The sequence below is a fragment of the Spiroplasma endosymbiont of Sarcophaga carnaria genome (assembly GCF_964019595.1).
Classification (GTDB): Bacteria; Bacillota_I; Bacilli_A; order Mycoplasmatales; family Mycoplasmataceae; genus Spiroplasma; species Spiroplasma poulsonii.
The window spans coordinates 557,704-573,332 of sequence record NZ_OZ026456.1; the positions used below are offsets into that span (position 1 = coordinate 557,704).

Here is a 15,629-nt window from a genome sequence, read left to right on the forward strand (position 1 = left end):
AATTAAATTTCCTCTAATTCCATTTCATTAATTAAATTATCAATATATTCATAAGCACTTTCTTCTGAATGACATTCTTCTAATGCCATATTAAATAAATCTTCTTCAGTATAAACATAACCATTTTCATCTTTTCACATACTAATTTACCTCGTTCTTTGCTATTAATATTTCTATTAATTTTCTTCCTTTTTGTTCTTTAATATCAAAATAAGTTATTTCTTGATTTAATAAATGTGCTTCTTCATTTTTAATTAAATTAATATCATCATTAATATTTTCTTTTTGCCCTGTTTTATTATCAAATATATTAATACAAAAATCATTGTACATATATATTGATATTAGATTTTTGATTGTCATATTTACCTCCTATTTTTAACTCGCTGGCACTCACTCCCAAGTGAAAGTGCCAAAGCAAGAGTTAGTTATATAATTAAGTATTTATCTATTTATTTACTACGCCATCCGCTTCACTGCGGGTGAGCGGTGGCGGTATGTTTTATTGTTTAATGTTTAATAATCGACAGTTGTTTTTATAAGATAATTCCAGAGAATTCTCTCTCTTCATCCGCACCATTTCAGGTCAAAGCGTTCAGTTTTTAAAATAAATTCACTTGCACCTTGAAGAGCCTAATGCTGGCTTTGTGGTTTTTAAAACCTCTGTCATCCTCTAATGGGATAATATCTATCGCAAATTTATTTATAAAGTGGCCATCTCAATATTTATTGTCGTTTGATGTTGACCTCGCACTTATCACGACTATCGCTTGTTAAAGCGTCTATTATTTACGGACTGATTACCGCTGGGCTAGACCGCCTCATGTGGAATAAAAACACTTAGTTATTTAAAATAACCGTCCCACACTGCATTAAGTTGTAATTTTAATAAATTAATTAACTGAAACAGAGAAAGGACAACACCTTAAATTAGGAGAAAAACAGATACACTTTGTAAAGATTTCTAAGATATTTATAAATGTGTAAACAACTTAAAGAGGGTATCAGAAAGTTGTGTAAAAAGTTTCTATTTTAATAATTTAAGATGCTGTCCTTTCTCTGAATCAATTAATAATTTTGGTTTTACAAATAAAAAAACCATTTTAGTAAATGGTTTAATTTATTATTCTTATTCAATTTCCGAGTTTTTTTCCAAAACCCCAATATTTTTTATACGACCAAAAAAATAGCAATTTACCAAACTTTACCACTTTTATAAAAAAATAATTAAATAATTGCCTATCACAAAAAAAAGACAATATAATTAAGATGGGAAAAATAGTTTTTCCCAAACTGTCTGCCAATTTTTTGGTACACTGATTGATAGAATTGTAAGTACAATAAGTAAAGTAACATAGTCATAGCGATATATACATAAAATAAAAAAATGATATTTTAAAAAATATCATTTTTTTTATTTAAAAATTGTAATTGTAATTTGTGGTTTTAAACTTTCAACCAATTCACGAGAAGCAATCCTCGGACTAAAAGCAGTTGCTGAACCCGCACAAATTCCCATTAACAATGCCGCTTGATAATCCTTTGTTGCTAAATAAGTACCAACAAAACCAGCAACCATTGAATCACCAGCTCCAACTGAATTAACTAACTGTCCTGTTGCTGTATTTGCTAAGTAAACATCGTGTTTTGTTATTAAAATACTCCCATCTTTGCCACTACTAATTAAAACATTTTGCGCACCTTGCGCACGAAGCTTTTGGCCTAGTGCAACAATTACTGTTACTTGCTTAAAGTCGTAATTTGTTCCAAACAATTCATTTAATTCCGCTAAATTTGGTTTAATTAAAAATGGTTTTGTTGCTAAAGTTGATAATAATGCATCTTTTGTTGCATCAACAACAAATGAGATTTGATGGTCATAACAATAAGTACTAATGATTTGATAAATATTATGATCACAATGCTGTGGTAATGAACCAGAAATAATTAAACAATCATTTTTTGTTACTTTTGCTTTAATTAAGGTTAAAATTGTGGTAACATCGGCATCTGTTATTGCAAAAGCAACCCCATTTAATTCTGTTTCTTGCTTAGTTTCTAAACTTTTAATTTTCATATTCGTACGGGTTTTACCACTAACTTCATGAAAATAAGCCGGCACTTGTTGCTCTGTTAAATAATGTTCAAACATTTCCTTGTTATCACGACCCAAAAATCCTAACGCCGTTGTTGGATAACCTAAGTGTTGTAACATAACAGCAACATTAATTCCTTTACCACCAATGACATCATATTCCCCAACCGCTTTATTTGTTTCGCCTAACTGAAAATTAGGAACTTCAATAATTTGATCAATTGCTGGGTTTAACGTTAATGTATAAATCATCTTCTTACTCCTTTATTTCTTATTTTAACATTATAAAAACCCAAATTATTGGGTTTCTACCTTTAATTTTGTCGAAAACTCTTGATATTTATAAAATATACCTAAAATTAGGTATATTTTTAATATATAGAGGTAAATAAATGATGAAAAAAATAATTACAGAATTAATAAATAGCTTAACAGATGATCAATTTTTAGAATTTTATGAAAAAATAAAACAACAAGCAGACTTAATTAAAAAACAAAAACGTTTAAATGAAATTGATCAAAAATTTAGAGATAAAGGCATTATATGTCCTAATTGCAAATCTTTTCATTGTGTTAAAAATGGTCATAATTCCGAAGGAAAACAAAAATATTTATGTAAAAAATGTCGTGCTAGTTTTGATGCATTTCGTCATCATTTTACTTATTGAAGTCATTTAAATTATGAACAGTGAAATTTATTAATTCAAATTTCATTGTTAGGACAATCTAGTAAAATAATTTCTCGTTTTATTAAAACAACCCCAAAAACCGCTTGATATAATCGACAAAAATTAATGCAATCAAAACAATTAGAAAATACACAGTTAAAATTTAAAAAATTAAATGGTCAAATCCAAATGGATGAAACATTTATTAAAGAAATTCATAAAGGCAATTTTAAAGATAAATTTGATAAACGAAAAACTCATCTCGATCCATTTTCAACTGATACCAAATGCTGTATTCAAATGGCGGTTGATAGCAATAATAATATTTTTGTTCAATCCACCAATACCAAAAGATTACAAAAACAATGGATTATTGAAAATATGAATAAGCAACTAATTAAAGAAAAATCAATAATTATTTCTGATATGCAACCACTATATTTATTAGTAGCAAAACAAACAAATTCTACTCTATATTCCACCAAAACTAGTACAAACCCTGATACTAGTTATCAAAAGTTAAATAAGATTAGTAAATTACAATCCAGTCTTAAAGAAGCCTTAATTCATTATCATGGTTTGGGTTTCACTAATATTCAAAATTATTTAAAGCTCTGAAAATGAAAATACCAACACAAAGGTTTAACACCAAACCAACAATCAACGGTATTATATTTTAACGTTTAAAAAATTTAAAGCAAAATCATAATCTTACACAAAATTAGTTTTCAAATTGTCATATTGATGATTTTTTTTATTTCATCAAGAGTTTTCGACAAAATTAAAGAAAACAACCCAAAAAAACATAAAACAACCCAAAAAAACTGCTACTTAGTAACAGCTTTCTCAATATATGCTTCAATCACATCTTGTTCTTTTAAATCATTATAATTCTTAATTGTTAACCCACATTCAGCACCAACTTTTGCTTCTTTAATATCATCTTTAACATGTTTTAATGAGGATAATTCACCATCATAAACAATAACCACATCACGTAAAATACGTACTCGTGATTTACGCGGAATTACTCCATCTGTGACATGACAACCAGCAATTGTCCCAATATCAGAATGATGGAAGATTTGACGAACTTCTGCTTGCCCTAAGACTTCTTCAACCATTTCAGGATCTAACATTCCTTCAGCTGCGGCAATAATTTCTTCGGTTAACTTATAAATGATGGTGTGCAAACGAATTTCCACTCCTTCATCTTCGGCTTTTTTCCGCACATGTGCAGTTGGACGAACATTAAAACCAACAATAAAGGCTTGACTTGCTAATCCTAAAGTAACATCACTTTCGGAAATCGCACCAACAGTTGCTCGTAAAACATTAATTTTAACTCCCACAATATTAATTTTTTGTAAACTTGATTTAACTGCTTCAACTGTTCCTTGGGTGTCTGCTTTTAAAATAATATTAATTTGTTTTAATTGTCCATCTTTAATTTGTTCAGATAAACTTTCCAACGAAAAAACTTGATTTTTATAACGCTTATTAATAGTATCCGTTGCTTTTCGTTTTAAGGCAATTTCACGGGCTAATTTTTCATCACGAAAGACCATAAAACGATCTCCCGCATTGGGAACCTCATTTAAGCCATGAATAATAACGGGTGTTGAAGGTCCCACTGTCTTAATTTTTTTGCCACTTTCATCAGATAAATCACGAACATACCCAAAAGCACATCCCGCTACTAAAGCATCTTTAATATTTAAGGTTCCTGATTGGACTAATAAAGTTGCAACTGGTCCTAACCCACGATCTAAATGCGATTCAATAACAGTTCCTAAGGCAAAACGATTTGGATTAGCTTTTAATTCCATTAAATCAGCCATTAGTAAAATTGTATCTAATAACTCATCAATCCCTTGGTTTTGTTTTGCACTTCCTTTAACGTAAGAAACTGTTCCCCCCCATTCTTCAGGAGTTAAATCTTCTTGTGATAATTGCATCATAACATTATCTAAGTTTGCTCCAACTTTGTCAATTTTATTAATAAAAACAATAATCGGCACTCCCGCCGCTTTGGCATGATCAATGGCTTCTTTCGTTTGTAACATTACACCATCATCAGCAGCAACAACTAAAACAACAATATCTGTTACCGCACTTCCACGAGCTCGCATTTGGGTAAAAGCTTTATGGCCCGGGGTATCAACAAAAGTAATTTTTTCATTATTTTTAGTCTTAATTTGATAAGCGCCAATGTGTTGGGTGATTCCCCCATGTTCAGTACTAACAACGTTCGTATTACGAATTGTATCTAATAACGTTGTTTTCCCATGATCAACATGCCCCATAATTGTTACAATTGGGGGTCGTTTTTCTAATGATGTATCATCATCATTAACTTCAAAACTCTCAATTAAGTTTTCGTGTGTTACTGATTTTTCACGTTTAAAATCTAACCCAAACTCTAAACATAATTCCCCTAATTGGTCTTCATTTAAATAAGTATTTTGATTTAACATAATCCCTTTTGCAAAAAAGTACTTAATAATTTCACTAACGGGTTTACTAATTTTTTCCGCAAATTCAGCAATTGTTAATGCTTCGGCATAAACAAAAACCCCCTCATTAATATGCGCTTCAACTGTTTTTAATTGTGATTGAATTCGATGACGCTGATTTTTTGCTAATGATTTTTTATTTGACTTGTTATTTTTTTGATTACTCATATGTCCCTCCTCCTTTTTTATTATTCCTGATTTGTTAATAAAGTAAGTAAACTTTGTGCAAGATGACGATCACTAATACCCAGGGTTTTAACATTCTCGGTTCCTAATGCTTGCTGAGTTAATGTTGGTTCAAGACATTTAAAATAAGGGATATGATAATAAAAACATTTTTGTTCATATTTTTTTGCTTGGGTTGCTCCCCCTTCAATACTATTTAACACCAAAAAAATTTTTTGTTGTTTAATTGCTGTTAATAAAAGTGCTCCTGTTACTAGTTTTCCGGCCTTTTTTGCTAAACCTAGATAACTATAACCTTTCTGCTGTAACATTTTTAATCTCACCCTTCGTTAATTTCATGATATAACATATCATAAAACTCGTCAGTTAACTTTACTTTTAAATCACGCTCTAATGCGTGATTTTTTTTTGCTTTTTCATAAATCTCTAACGTTGGTCGCAAATAGGCCCCCCGTCCATTTGCTTTTCCCGTTGGATCAATGATGATTTCCCCGGTTGGCGTTTTCACAATCCGTACCAATTCTTTTTTTGGTAACATTTGTTGTGAAACAACACATTTTCGCAATGGCGTTTGTTTCTGGTTTACCATTTGTATCCCTCCTAATTAATTATTTATCTTGATTATAATAATCATCGTAATCATCATAATTAATTTCTTCATCCTCATCTTGACTTTCTAATTGTTCATTTTCAAAATAAGAAATGTTTTTTTCAATTTCTTGAATTTCTTCGGCTAACACTTCTGGCGCAGCTTCCGATAAATCATCAACTTGATATTCTTCTTCATTAAGAATCATTGTTTCTTCGGCCATTTGTTCTTCAATAATTTCAAATTCTTCAACTGGTAAATCTACTGTCACTTCAACCGCTGGGACTGGGGTGTTTGTTAAGTCTTTTCCTTTAATTTTATCTTTTAACTTAACTTGTAAAGCAGTCAATTCTTCACTTGTTAAATTTCCATTTCATAAAATTTCAATTTGGTTTGTTAACGCTTCGCTATAACTCATAATGTTTAGTTTTCATTTTGTTAACTTCGCTACTAATTTAGCCGCACTCCCACCTTTTCCAATTGCTAATGACAATTGTTCATCGGGAACGACAACATCAGCTTCTTTGCCCTCATCATTAGTTGTAATTGAAATTACTTTAACTGGTGATAAGGAATTAATGATAAATTGTTGACTATTGTCATCATAAATACAAATATCAATTTTTTCATCTTGTAATTCAGCAGTGACTTTATTAATTCGACTACCCCTACTTCCGACACAAGCGCCAATGGGATCAATGTTTTCATTCGTACTATAAACAGCAATTTTACTACGGCGACCCGGGTCACGAGCAATTGCTTTGACTTCAATTACCTGTTCAAAAATTTCAGGAATTTCACGTTCTAGTAAACGATATAAGAAATCATTACTTGTTCGTAAACCAGTAATTTGCCCGGCATTTTTTGATTTAACAATATCTTCCGCTAAAAAAGTAATTTGTTGTCCAACTTCATAATTGTCAGAAAAAATTAAATTGCGACGAGGAATGTAGGCAAATGTTCGTTCAACTTCAACTAATAAATATTTTTCTTCTGCCGCAATAACAATTCCTGTCATCAAATGTCCTTTTTGCGCAATATATTCATCAAAAATTGAATCTTTTTCGGCTTCTTTAATTTGTTGTTTAATAATTTGACCAACTTGAAAAATTGCTAACCGTGAGAATTCTTCTGAATTAACTGGTTCATAAACTTTATCATCAACGGTAATTTGCTCACCATATTTTGTTTTTGCTTCCTTTAAACCAATTTCTAACAAATCATCTTCAACTTTTTTAACAACTGTTAATTCTTTTTCAACTTTGATTTGACCTGTCTTTTGATCAATATCAACAATAATTGTTGCTTCTGGATCAAAATGTTTTTCATAAGCCTTTTTAATTCCTTCTTTAATTGATTCCAAAATTAAATTGCGACTAATTTGTTTTTCATTAACAATTTCATCAATTGTTACTAATAGTTTTGCACCATCAATCATGCTATAATATATCCTTTCTTAAAATTTAACTGAACAACGCGCCAATTTAATGTTTTGATAAGTTGTTTGTAAGGTTTTGCGAGCCCCTTTTACAAAATAAGTAACCGTTATTGTTTTTTTTTCATCAACTGCTGTTAATTCACCACTAACCGCTGTTAAATTATTAACTTTCTCAATAAATTCAAAATAAACATAACGCTTAACTTGTTGTTGCACTTCACCCCAATTTCGTAATGGTCGCTCAGCACCTGGTGTTGAGACTTCTAACAAGTATTCTTCTACAAACAAATCAAGTTCATCAACTAAATGATTAATTTCTTCACTAATAATTGTTAACCGATCTAAATCAAGCACTGTTGTTTGATCTTCAATTAATATTTGCACAAAATTAGTTCCAAAATCTTGTAAGTAATTAATTGCAAATAATGTTAAATTTTGTTTTAATAAATAATTTTCCAAAGCTGTTTTTAACTGTGCTTGCTGTTTAGTAAATTCTGCCATGCAACACCATCCTTTCTTAAACTATCATAATTAAAATTGTTGGCATTAAAGAAAGAGCACAATTGTGCTCTTTCTTCCCCTTTTTTAATTACACAATCATTGTAATACTTTATTAATAAAAATGCAAATATTTATAAGAAAAAGATAGAATAAAATATTTAATTAAATGCAAAAAAACATTAAATTTAATAATTGTAATAAAAATAGAAGAATATGAATAAGAATTTTAAATCTCAGTATTTAATTTGCTAAAATATTTACTTAATATAATAATTTTACAACACATAGAAAATATTTATTTTCTAGAAAGGAGAACCAAAAATGGGAAATCCTAATTGTAATTTCCAATGTACTGCTTATAAGTGTAATTGTGAAGATAGTGGTAGTGGTACACAACATGAATTAACAAAAAGTGTTAATTGCCCAACATGTAAACCTACTGATAAGAATAAAAGAAAATCATAATTACAACAACAAATTATTAAAAAATGATATATAAGTTATAATGCCTATATAAATAATTAATGATATATATCAACCAATAAAAATATTTTACATAGTAATTATGTAAAATGAAGTGCAACAAATCTTATTAGTCAAATAATACAATAAAAATCATAAAAAATCAATTATAAATTTTTAAAAATCAAAATATTTATAGTTTTTATTTTATTTTAAGGAAAATTAAGCACACTAAAAAATAATTTATTAAATTACTTCAAATAAACCTATTTAAAATTATCTGAAAATACCTCTTTTGCTGTTTTTCAATTAAGAACAGGCCTTAATTTATCATTTATAACATTAACTACTCAATTTATTTTTTGTTGACTAACATTATTAAAATCAGTTCCCTTAGGAAATCATTGTCTAAGTTCAGAATTCATATATTCAATTAATGGTTTTTGTTGTGGTTTACCGGGGTCACAAAAATAAACTTGTGTTTCAGCAAATATTTCTAATTCTCTTCATTTACTAAATTCTTTTCCTCTATCAGTTATTATTCCTTTAATTTTCCCAAATAAATTATTACTTATAACAATATCTTTAAACTTTTCCACAACTTCATTAGCAGTATGATTTTTTAATTTCATAACAAAATAACTTTTACTATTTTGTTCAACTAAAACCAAATTACTAGATTGATGCTCTTTTCCAACTACGGTATCCATTTCAAATCAACCAACATCAGTCTCTTTTTTCTCAATATCTCATATTGATTTAAAATTAATTAATTTACCACGATTATCAAATTTTCCTTTTGTTTTATATTTTTTACCACGATGACGTAAATTCTGTTTTAAAAAACCATAAAAACCCAAACGAATTCATTTATACAATGTTTTAACACAAACAGGAAATTTAATACCAAACTTTAAAAAATAACGATGAATAAGTTGTGATGGAGAATCACGATAAACATTAAATCTTATATTAATAAAATTTAATTGTTCTTCTGTAAACTTATATCTTTTATTATTCTTTTTTCTTTTCTCATAATACATTTTATCTGACTTATAAGCACTATATTCATCAATAGTTTTAAAACGCTTAATTTCTCGCAAAATAGTACTACGATTTCTGTTCAAACATTTAGCAATTTGTGAAATATTTATTTCACCATTCTTTTTTAAAAATAATTTTAATAATAATTTTTCCAATTTAACCTTATCAATAAAACTTAAATGACTATACATAACATTTATATACCTTTCATTAATTTATAAATTTAATATTAAAATTATTTAATACATTATTGATATATGATAAAATCAATTATAGCATTCAAGTAATTTTAATAAAGGAGAAGTAAAATATGAAAAAGTTACTAAGTATTTTAGGAGTAATCGGATTAACAGCAACAAGTACAACAACATTAATTAGTTGTGAAAAACCAAATAATAATGAAAACGCGGGGGGGGGGGTAATAAACCTACACCAGAACCACAACAACTACCAGAAAATAGCAAATGAACTAATATTCCTAGAACACAGGCGCCTAATAAAGAATTTTTAACTGCTACTAATAAATGATATTTTTATATAAATAAATATGAAAATAATTATATAACGACAAAATTTTATTTTGATAATAATTTTATTAATAATCAAAACACTTGATGACAACACTTAAAAAATGATTCAGATTTTATTTGAAACTATAATTTAGTATATCGTTGAAATAAAAACAATGAACCACAAATACCATAAATTAATAAAGACACAGGACTAATAATTGATTGAAAAGAATAAAAGGACTAACAAGTCCTTTTATTAAATTAATCGAACAAACTTCATAAAGATAATTAATAGGAATATATTTGTTATTGTGTTATATAATGCTGGACTAAATTTTCATACCTCAAATGTTTGACTAAAAAAACTATATATTGTTTGAAATATTTTACCAACACCGCTTGCTAATTCGTTTACTTGTTTAACACCAGGAATATTATTAACAACTCAAATTGCGGCATTTTTTATATGACACGCTAAATTATATCAACTACAACTTTCATATTGAGCTTGTCATCATTGTCCATCAGGAAACAACCCGCCATTATTTATTTCTTGTCAGTTATAAATTCCAAAATTAAAATCATAATAACGATACATATCATTTTCTTTTTGAGCTTGTAATTCAAAAACATTATAACCGATTTTTTGTTCTTCAATTTTTTTGTATTTTAAACCGTATTTATCTTTTAAAGCACCTTCAAAAATATAACCTTCATTTTGATTAATATTATAATTATTTGCAACTGAAAAATCATAATTAAACACATTACCATAATTAGTATTATAAAAACGATTTTTAAATGCTGAATACAATTTAATGTCTAATTGATTGTATTTATCAGAAAAATAAAAATAACGAGGATAAATTTTAAAACCATTGTTAGCTAATAAACCATATTTTTTATTATATCCTTGCACATAAGTATTATTTTCTAAATCAAAAATGGTACGTAAATAATCTTTATAAAAATTTTGAGAAACCGTGAACATGCTATTTAATAGTTTTTCAAATTGACTTTTAATCATATTATTTTCATTAATTAAAACATCTCTAAAATTAACTAATTTTAAACCAAAAAAGTTAATTAAAACAGTATCATACTGTAAATTATCAATATAACCACTTTCAATAAAATTACTGCGATTTTGAAATACAGGCACCAAAGCATGGGTAAAAAATGCTTTTAAAAATTTATTAATATCAATTTGACCTTTCATCTGTTCAAAAACCATTTTACCAATATTAGGAGAATTACCTTGATAATAATTATAAGTTTCAGCACTAAAATTAAAAGTATCTTCTTTTTCTTTTATGAAAGAAAATAAAAAACCTAAATCATCAGTATACCGATAACTATTTGCATTATTACCATTTCAATATTGTTTAAAATGTGTTAATTCTAAACTACCTGCAACAATATTTTTCTTTTCATCAATTGTTAAAATCATTCGATAAATTAATTTTTTAGTTAAAATAACATCAGGTTTTCAATCTAATTTTTCCATATTATTAATAATTTCAAAATCAAAAATTATTCTTTCACTACCCAAATTTGGGTCATTATAGTTTGGATTACCACCTTGCTGAATTCGGATATTTTCTTGTACAATAACATCAATATATTTAAGCAAAAAAGAACGAACATTTTGATAATATTCAGTATATCATTTTAATTTGCCATCATTATCAACAACGGGTAATTCTGGTTCACCGTTTCCATCTCAACGATATACTAAATTATAGTTTCAAATAAAATCTGAATCATTTTTTAAGTGTTGTCATCAAGTGTTTTGATTATTAATAAAATTATTATCAAAATAAAATTTTGTCGTTATATAATTATTTTCATATTTATTTATATAAAAATATCATTTATTAGTAGCAGTTAAAAATTCTTTATTAGGCGCCTGTGTTCTAGGAATATTAGTTAATTTGCTATTTTCTGGTAGTTGTTGTGGTTCTGGTGTAGGTTTATTACCCCCCCCCCGCGTTTTCATTATTATTTGGTTTTTCACAACTAATTAATGTTGTTGTACTTGTTGCTGTTAATCCGATTACTCCTAAAATACTTAGTAACTTTTTCATATTTTACTTCTCCTTTATTAAAATTACTTGAATGCTATAATTGATTTTATCATATATCAATAATGTATTAAATAATTTTAATATTAAATTTATAAATTAATGAAAGGTATATAAATGTTATGTATAGTCATTTAAGTTTTATTGATAAGGTTAAATTGGAAAAATTATTATTAAAATTATTTTTAAAAAAGAATGGTGAAATAAATATTTCACAAATTGCTAAATGTTTGAACAGAAATCGTAGTACTATTTTGCGAGAAATTAAGCGTTTTAAAACTATTGATGAATATAGTGCTTATAAGTCAGATAAAATGTATTATGAGAAAAGAAAAAAGAATAATAAAAGATATAAGTTTACAGAAGAACAATTAAATTTTATTAATATAAGATTTAATGTTTATCGTGATTCTCCATCACAACTTATTCATCGTTATTTTTTAAAGTTTGGTATTAAATTTCCTGTTTGTGTTAAAACATTGTATAAATGAATTCGTTTGGGTTTTTATGTTATTTTTTTTTGATAATTTAACTAATTCACAAATTTCACTAGTATATTCGGATTTTGAAAATAAAATCATCAAACTCCTATCTTTAAATGAATTTAAAAATAGTAATTGTTCATAAAAATTTTGTGATGTAAAAGAATTAAATCCCAATTTAATTAAACTATTATTTAATTCAGAACAAATCATGGTAGATAATCCAATTTCAAAAATAAAAATACGCTTAGAAATAAAAATACAATTAATAATATCGTTTATTTCTAATAAATTTAAACTATTAATTGTTTCAAAAATAGAATATAAATTAATATTTTTATTTTTTTGAATTGTACTAAATAATTTATCATTATATGAAAAATTAAAACTAGTTTTAACCTGATTAATCTTTTCACAAATAAATATTTTAAGTTCTTTAAAATTTTTATACCCTATTTTTTTGATAATCTAGATATAGTAGATGCCGCTATTCCAAAGTTTTTACTAATTATTTTTATAGAATTATTTAAAAAATATTCTGGGCGGTTATTAATTTCAGTCACTATCTGTTTTTCTAAAGATGTAAAATTGTATAAATCCACAATAATTATTGGAATCATTTAATCCCTCCTTTTATTAAAATTTATAATATATTAAATTTCCAAAAAATTTGCATTTTAATAAAAAAATGCAAAAAATATTAATTTTATTGTAATTTATAAATTTATTTTTAAAATATAAATAATTAAAAAAAATAGAAAGGTGTATAAAAATAAAAATTTTTAATGAAAAATTATTACAATATGTTGATAAACCAATTAAGAAATGAGAAGAAGCAGTTAAAATAGCTTGTAACCTTCTAATTGAAAATAATTATGTTCAGAATGATTTCCCGACTAAAATTATTGAAATTACAAATGATTTAGGACCATATTACATTTTAGCACCAAAACTAGCATTATTACATATTATGCCCGATTCAACGATTTTAAAAAATGGAATAAGTTTTACATATTTTAAAATTCCAGTTGCTTTTCAAGAAGAACAAAAATATCATATTAATTACTGTTTAACTCTTTCTGCAGAAGATAATTTTTCACACATTGAATTACTACAACAAATTGCAAAATTATTTTCAAAAAAAGAGTTTTTAACTGACATTAAAAAATGTTCTTCAACAATTGAATTAATTAAAATTGTATTAAAGTATGACAATTAAGATAAACAAATGTTTATTTTCTCAATATTATTTTACAAATAAATTTAAAACAAAACTACAATAAAATCAATAAAGAATGTAAATAATATTAAAGTAATTACCTTCTGTTACCTTTATAATTTAAACTTTCTTATAAATCTTCTTCTACTTGTTCTTCTTTTATTAACTTTTGATCAACATCTGATATATGATGACTTCGTTGCCAATCCTTATAAATAAAAAAACCAAACGCAATAGCTAATAAAACTGCTAATACTAATAAAACAACAACGGCAACAATAACTAACATGATTTAATTTCCTCCTTTATTTTTTTCTTACCATAATAACTATTAAATCACGCTACTAAAATTGGCACTAAAATTCCTAATACAAAGGCTAAAGTTGAAATATATCAAGCATTAACAGTACAACTTATAATAAAATCATAGACAGAAAATCCAACAATAATTACTAAAATTAACGGAATTAAATAATACATCATAAATCGATATAGTTTTCCTAACTTAATTAATGATACTTGGTTATTATAATTAACTATAACAGATAGTTTTTTGGCATATCAAACAAAAAAGATAATTTGACTTGGGGATACTAAAATTAGATCTAACCCTGCTGCTAATAATTGAAATGAGTTAATTAACTGATAAGTATTTTCAAAGACTAACGAAAATCCAACAATAATAATTGTTGTACAGATTCCGCAAATTACTTTTTGATTACTAATATCATATTGAGTTTCAATTGTATCAACAATAACTTCAACATTTCCGACCGTAGTACTTAACCCGGCAATAAATAATGCTAAAAAGAATAAAATTCCTAAAAAATTCACAACACCAACAATGGTATTTTGATTAATAATATGAAAGGTTTCTGGTAAGACATTAAAGACAAAGACCATTGAATCATTTCCAAATTTATTTGTAATTTGTTCTTGAAATAATAAAATATTATTTTTATCTTAAACTAAATTATTAACGATTGCACCAGAAGCACCAAAAATAAAGATTGAGTTAGTAATTGATAAAAATAAAATTCTAATTACTAATAAATAAGCTTTTGAAGTATTATCTTGGTTTTGTGGACCAACCCCAGCAAACCGCATCATCATTCCCATTCCTAATGATGTTGTAAAAAATGCTAACGAGAAAACACTACTTCAAGTTTGGCTTTGCTTTAATTTCTCTAGGTTTTCAACTAAAAACAATGTCGCTAACCCTTGACTACTACCAGGCACCGTTAAAATATAGATTGCTAAAATTAAAATAATTAAAAATAATAAGGGTATAAAAAACTTATTAAGTTTTTCAATTCCTTTAATACCAAATAATAGTACTAAGCCAACTAATAACACAACAAAAAGAAACGCTAAAAAACAATCCACTGAAAACCACCGTTATTAGTGACCCCAAAGCCACTATGTTGTAAAATCTGAATATTAAAAATATTACCATTAACATTACTAATTAACGCAGGACTAAATTCAATCCCAATGGAAATAACGGTGTAACCAACTAATACAGCATAATAAATTGGAATAATGATCATTAAAGTTGCTTGAAATCAACCAACAAATTTACTAAAGCAAACACTTTCTTTTTCAAAAATATTAATAACACTTTTACGACGAAGATTCCCTAAATTAAATTCAAAAATTAATAATGGGACTCCGACAATTAACATTGCAAAAATATAAATTAAGAAAAAATAAAATCCTCCATTTTTATTAATATATCCCGGTAACCCTCAAATTGCCCCTAAACCAATTGCTGCACCTAACGATGAAACAATAAACCCAAATTTTGTCATCTGTTTCTTATTACTCATTTTA

At 26.6% G+C, this 15,629-nt stretch carries 21 protein-coding genes and 1 pseudogene; 5 read left to right on the forward strand and 17 right to left on the reverse strand.

Annotated features, from left to right (window positions below; translation table 4 throughout):
- Window positions 1–2: 2 nt before the first annotated feature.
- The 3 genes from AACK91_RS03445 to pfkB form a co-directional block, all read right to left on the reverse strand.
- Entirely contained in the window at window positions 3–140 is a 138-nt protein-coding gene (locus AACK91_RS03445; RefSeq protein ID WP_338963239.1) for a hypothetical protein, read from the reverse strand.
- Window position 141: 1 nt separating this feature from the next.
- Window positions 142–363, reverse strand: a complete 222-nt coding sequence (locus AACK91_RS03450; RefSeq protein WP_338963241.1) for a hypothetical protein — start codon at window positions 361–363, stop codon at window positions 142–144.
- 1,051 nt (window positions 364–1,414) lie between these two features.
- Window positions 1,415–2,347: a 1-phosphofructokinase gene (gene pfkB, locus AACK91_RS03455; RefSeq protein ID WP_338964169.1), complete on the reverse strand. Its 933-nt coding sequence runs from the start codon at window positions 2,345–2,347 to the stop codon at window positions 1,415–1,417.
- Between the two features lie 140 nt (window positions 2,348–2,487).
- On the opposite strand from pfkB, the gene AACK91_RS03460 reads away from it, so the two are divergent.
- Entirely contained in the window at window positions 2,488–3,450 is a 963-nt protein-coding gene (locus tag AACK91_RS03460; RefSeq protein WP_338963247.1) for an IS1/IS1595 family N-terminal zinc-binding domain-containing protein, read from the forward strand.
- 140 nt (window positions 3,451–3,590) lie between these two features.
- Here the strand turns inward: AACK91_RS03460 and infB are convergent, their stop codons facing one another.
- The 5 genes from infB to AACK91_RS03485 are packed head-to-tail and all read right to left on the reverse strand — an operon-like array spanning window position 3,591 to window position 7,993.
- A complete protein-coding gene (gene infB / locus AACK91_RS03465; protein WP_338964171.1) occupies window positions 3,591–5,447 on the reverse strand; it encodes a translation initiation factor IF-2 in 1,857 nt (618 codons plus the stop codon).
- Window positions 5,448–5,467: 20 nt separating this feature from the next.
- Window positions 5,468–5,776 carry a 50S ribosomal protein L7ae-like protein gene (locus AACK91_RS03470; RefSeq protein ID WP_338964173.1) on the reverse strand — a complete coding sequence of 103 codons (309 nt, stop codon included), beginning with the start codon at window positions 5,774–5,776 and terminating at the stop codon, window positions 5,468–5,470.
- A gap of 2 nt (window positions 5,777–5,778) precedes the next feature.
- Window positions 5,779–6,054, reverse strand: coding sequence for an RNase P modulator RnpM (gene rnpM / locus AACK91_RS03475; protein ID WP_338964175.1), 276 nt, complete (start codon window positions 6,052–6,054; stop codon window positions 5,779–5,781).
- A 19-nt stretch (window positions 6,055–6,073) separates the two neighbouring features.
- Window positions 6,074–7,492 carry a transcription termination factor NusA gene (gene nusA / locus AACK91_RS03480; protein ID WP_338964177.1) on the reverse strand — a complete coding sequence of 473 codons (1,419 nt, stop codon included), beginning with the start codon at window positions 7,490–7,492 and terminating at the stop codon, window positions 6,074–6,076.
- A gap of 18 nt (window positions 7,493–7,510) precedes the next feature.
- Window positions 7,511–7,993 carry a ribosome maturation factor RimP gene (locus AACK91_RS03485; RefSeq protein ID WP_338964180.1) on the reverse strand — a complete coding sequence of 161 codons (483 nt, stop codon included), beginning with the start codon at window positions 7,991–7,993 and terminating at the stop codon, window positions 7,511–7,513.
- Between the two features lie 321 nt (window positions 7,994–8,314).
- Here AACK91_RS03485 and AACK91_RS03490 point away from each other — a divergent pair, with 321 nt between their 5' ends.
- Entirely contained in the window at window positions 8,315–8,458 is a 144-nt protein-coding gene (locus tag AACK91_RS03490; RefSeq protein ID WP_338964182.1) for a hypothetical protein, read from the forward strand.
- A gap of 263 nt (window positions 8,459–8,721) precedes the next feature.
- Here AACK91_RS03490 and AACK91_RS03495 read toward each other — a convergent pair whose 3' ends face one another.
- Window positions 8,722–9,690 carry an IS30 family transposase gene (locus tag AACK91_RS03495; protein WP_338964184.1) on the reverse strand — a complete coding sequence of 323 codons (969 nt, stop codon included), beginning with the start codon at window positions 9,688–9,690 and terminating at the stop codon, window positions 8,722–8,724.
- 119 nt (window positions 9,691–9,809) lie between these two features.
- Between AACK91_RS03495 and AACK91_RS03500 the strand changes: the two genes are divergently transcribed.
- Window positions 9,810–10,010, forward strand: a complete 201-nt coding sequence (locus tag AACK91_RS03500) for a lipoprotein (RefSeq protein ID WP_338964187.1) — start codon at window positions 9,810–9,812, stop codon at window positions 10,008–10,010.
- A gap of 257 nt (window positions 10,011–10,267) precedes the next feature.
- Here the strand turns inward: AACK91_RS03500 and AACK91_RS03505 are convergent, their stop codons facing one another.
- Window positions 10,268–12,010 carry a spiroplasma phage ORF1-like family protein gene (locus AACK91_RS03505; protein ID WP_338964189.1) on the reverse strand — a complete coding sequence of 581 codons (1,743 nt, stop codon included), beginning with the start codon at window positions 12,008–12,010 and terminating at the stop codon, window positions 10,268–10,270.
- The gene (locus AACK91_RS03510; protein ID WP_338964107.1) at window positions 11,988–12,098 is read right to left on the reverse strand and encodes a lipoprotein; all 111 of its coding nucleotides are present in this window, start codon (window positions 12,096–12,098) and stop codon (window positions 11,988–11,990) included. Before AACK91_RS03510 ends, AACK91_RS03505 begins: the two co-directional genes overlap by 23 nt.
- Window positions 12,099–12,217: 119 nt before the next feature.
- Here AACK91_RS03510 and AACK91_RS03515 point away from each other — a divergent pair.
- Window positions 12,218–12,604: pseudogene (locus AACK91_RS03515) on the forward strand (IS30 family transposase); the annotation flags it as partial.
- Here AACK91_RS03515 and AACK91_RS03520 read toward each other — a convergent pair.
- Entirely contained in the window at window positions 12,536–12,790 is a 255-nt protein-coding gene (locus AACK91_RS03520) for a hypothetical protein (RefSeq protein WP_338964191.1), read from the reverse strand. The pseudogene AACK91_RS03515 and the gene AACK91_RS03520 overlap by 69 nt on opposite strands.
- A 239-nt stretch (window positions 12,791–13,029) precedes the next feature.
- Window positions 13,030–13,197, reverse strand: coding sequence for a hypothetical protein (locus AACK91_RS03525; protein WP_338964193.1), 168 nt, complete (start codon window positions 13,195–13,197; stop codon window positions 13,030–13,032).
- A gap of 197 nt (window positions 13,198–13,394) precedes the next feature.
- Here AACK91_RS03525 and AACK91_RS03530 point away from each other — a divergent pair, with 197 nt between their 5' ends.
- Complete coding sequence (locus tag AACK91_RS03530; protein WP_338966566.1) at window positions 13,395–13,796, forward strand: PTS sugar transporter subunit IIA; 402 nt, start codon at window positions 13,395–13,397, stop codon at window positions 13,794–13,796.
- Window positions 13,797–13,926: 130 nt separating this feature from the next.
- Here the strand turns inward: AACK91_RS03530 and AACK91_RS03535 are convergent, their stop codons facing one another.
- From AACK91_RS03535 to AACK91_RS03550, 4 genes are read right to left on the reverse strand one after another with little or no spacing between them, the layout of a single operon-like run.
- Window positions 13,927–14,085 carry a hypothetical protein gene (locus tag AACK91_RS03535; RefSeq protein ID WP_338964195.1) on the reverse strand — a complete coding sequence of 53 codons (159 nt, stop codon included), beginning with the start codon at window positions 14,083–14,085 and terminating at the stop codon, window positions 13,927–13,929.
- Window positions 14,079–14,699: a hypothetical protein gene (locus AACK91_RS03540; RefSeq protein WP_338964197.1), complete on the reverse strand. Its 621-nt coding sequence runs from the start codon at window positions 14,697–14,699 to the stop codon at window positions 14,079–14,081. The genes AACK91_RS03535 and AACK91_RS03540 overlap by 7 nt, the downstream gene beginning before the upstream one ends.
- A 60-nt stretch (window positions 14,700–14,759) precedes the next feature.
- Window positions 14,760–15,182 carry a hypothetical protein gene (locus AACK91_RS03545; protein ID WP_338964199.1) on the reverse strand — a complete coding sequence of 141 codons (423 nt, stop codon included), beginning with the start codon at window positions 15,180–15,182 and terminating at the stop codon, window positions 14,760–14,762.
- Entirely contained in the window at window positions 15,167–15,625 is a 459-nt protein-coding gene (locus AACK91_RS03550; RefSeq protein ID WP_338964201.1) for a hypothetical protein, read from the reverse strand. The genes AACK91_RS03545 and AACK91_RS03550 overlap by 16 nt, the downstream gene beginning before the upstream one ends.
- Window positions 15,626–15,629 lie beyond the last annotated feature (4 nt).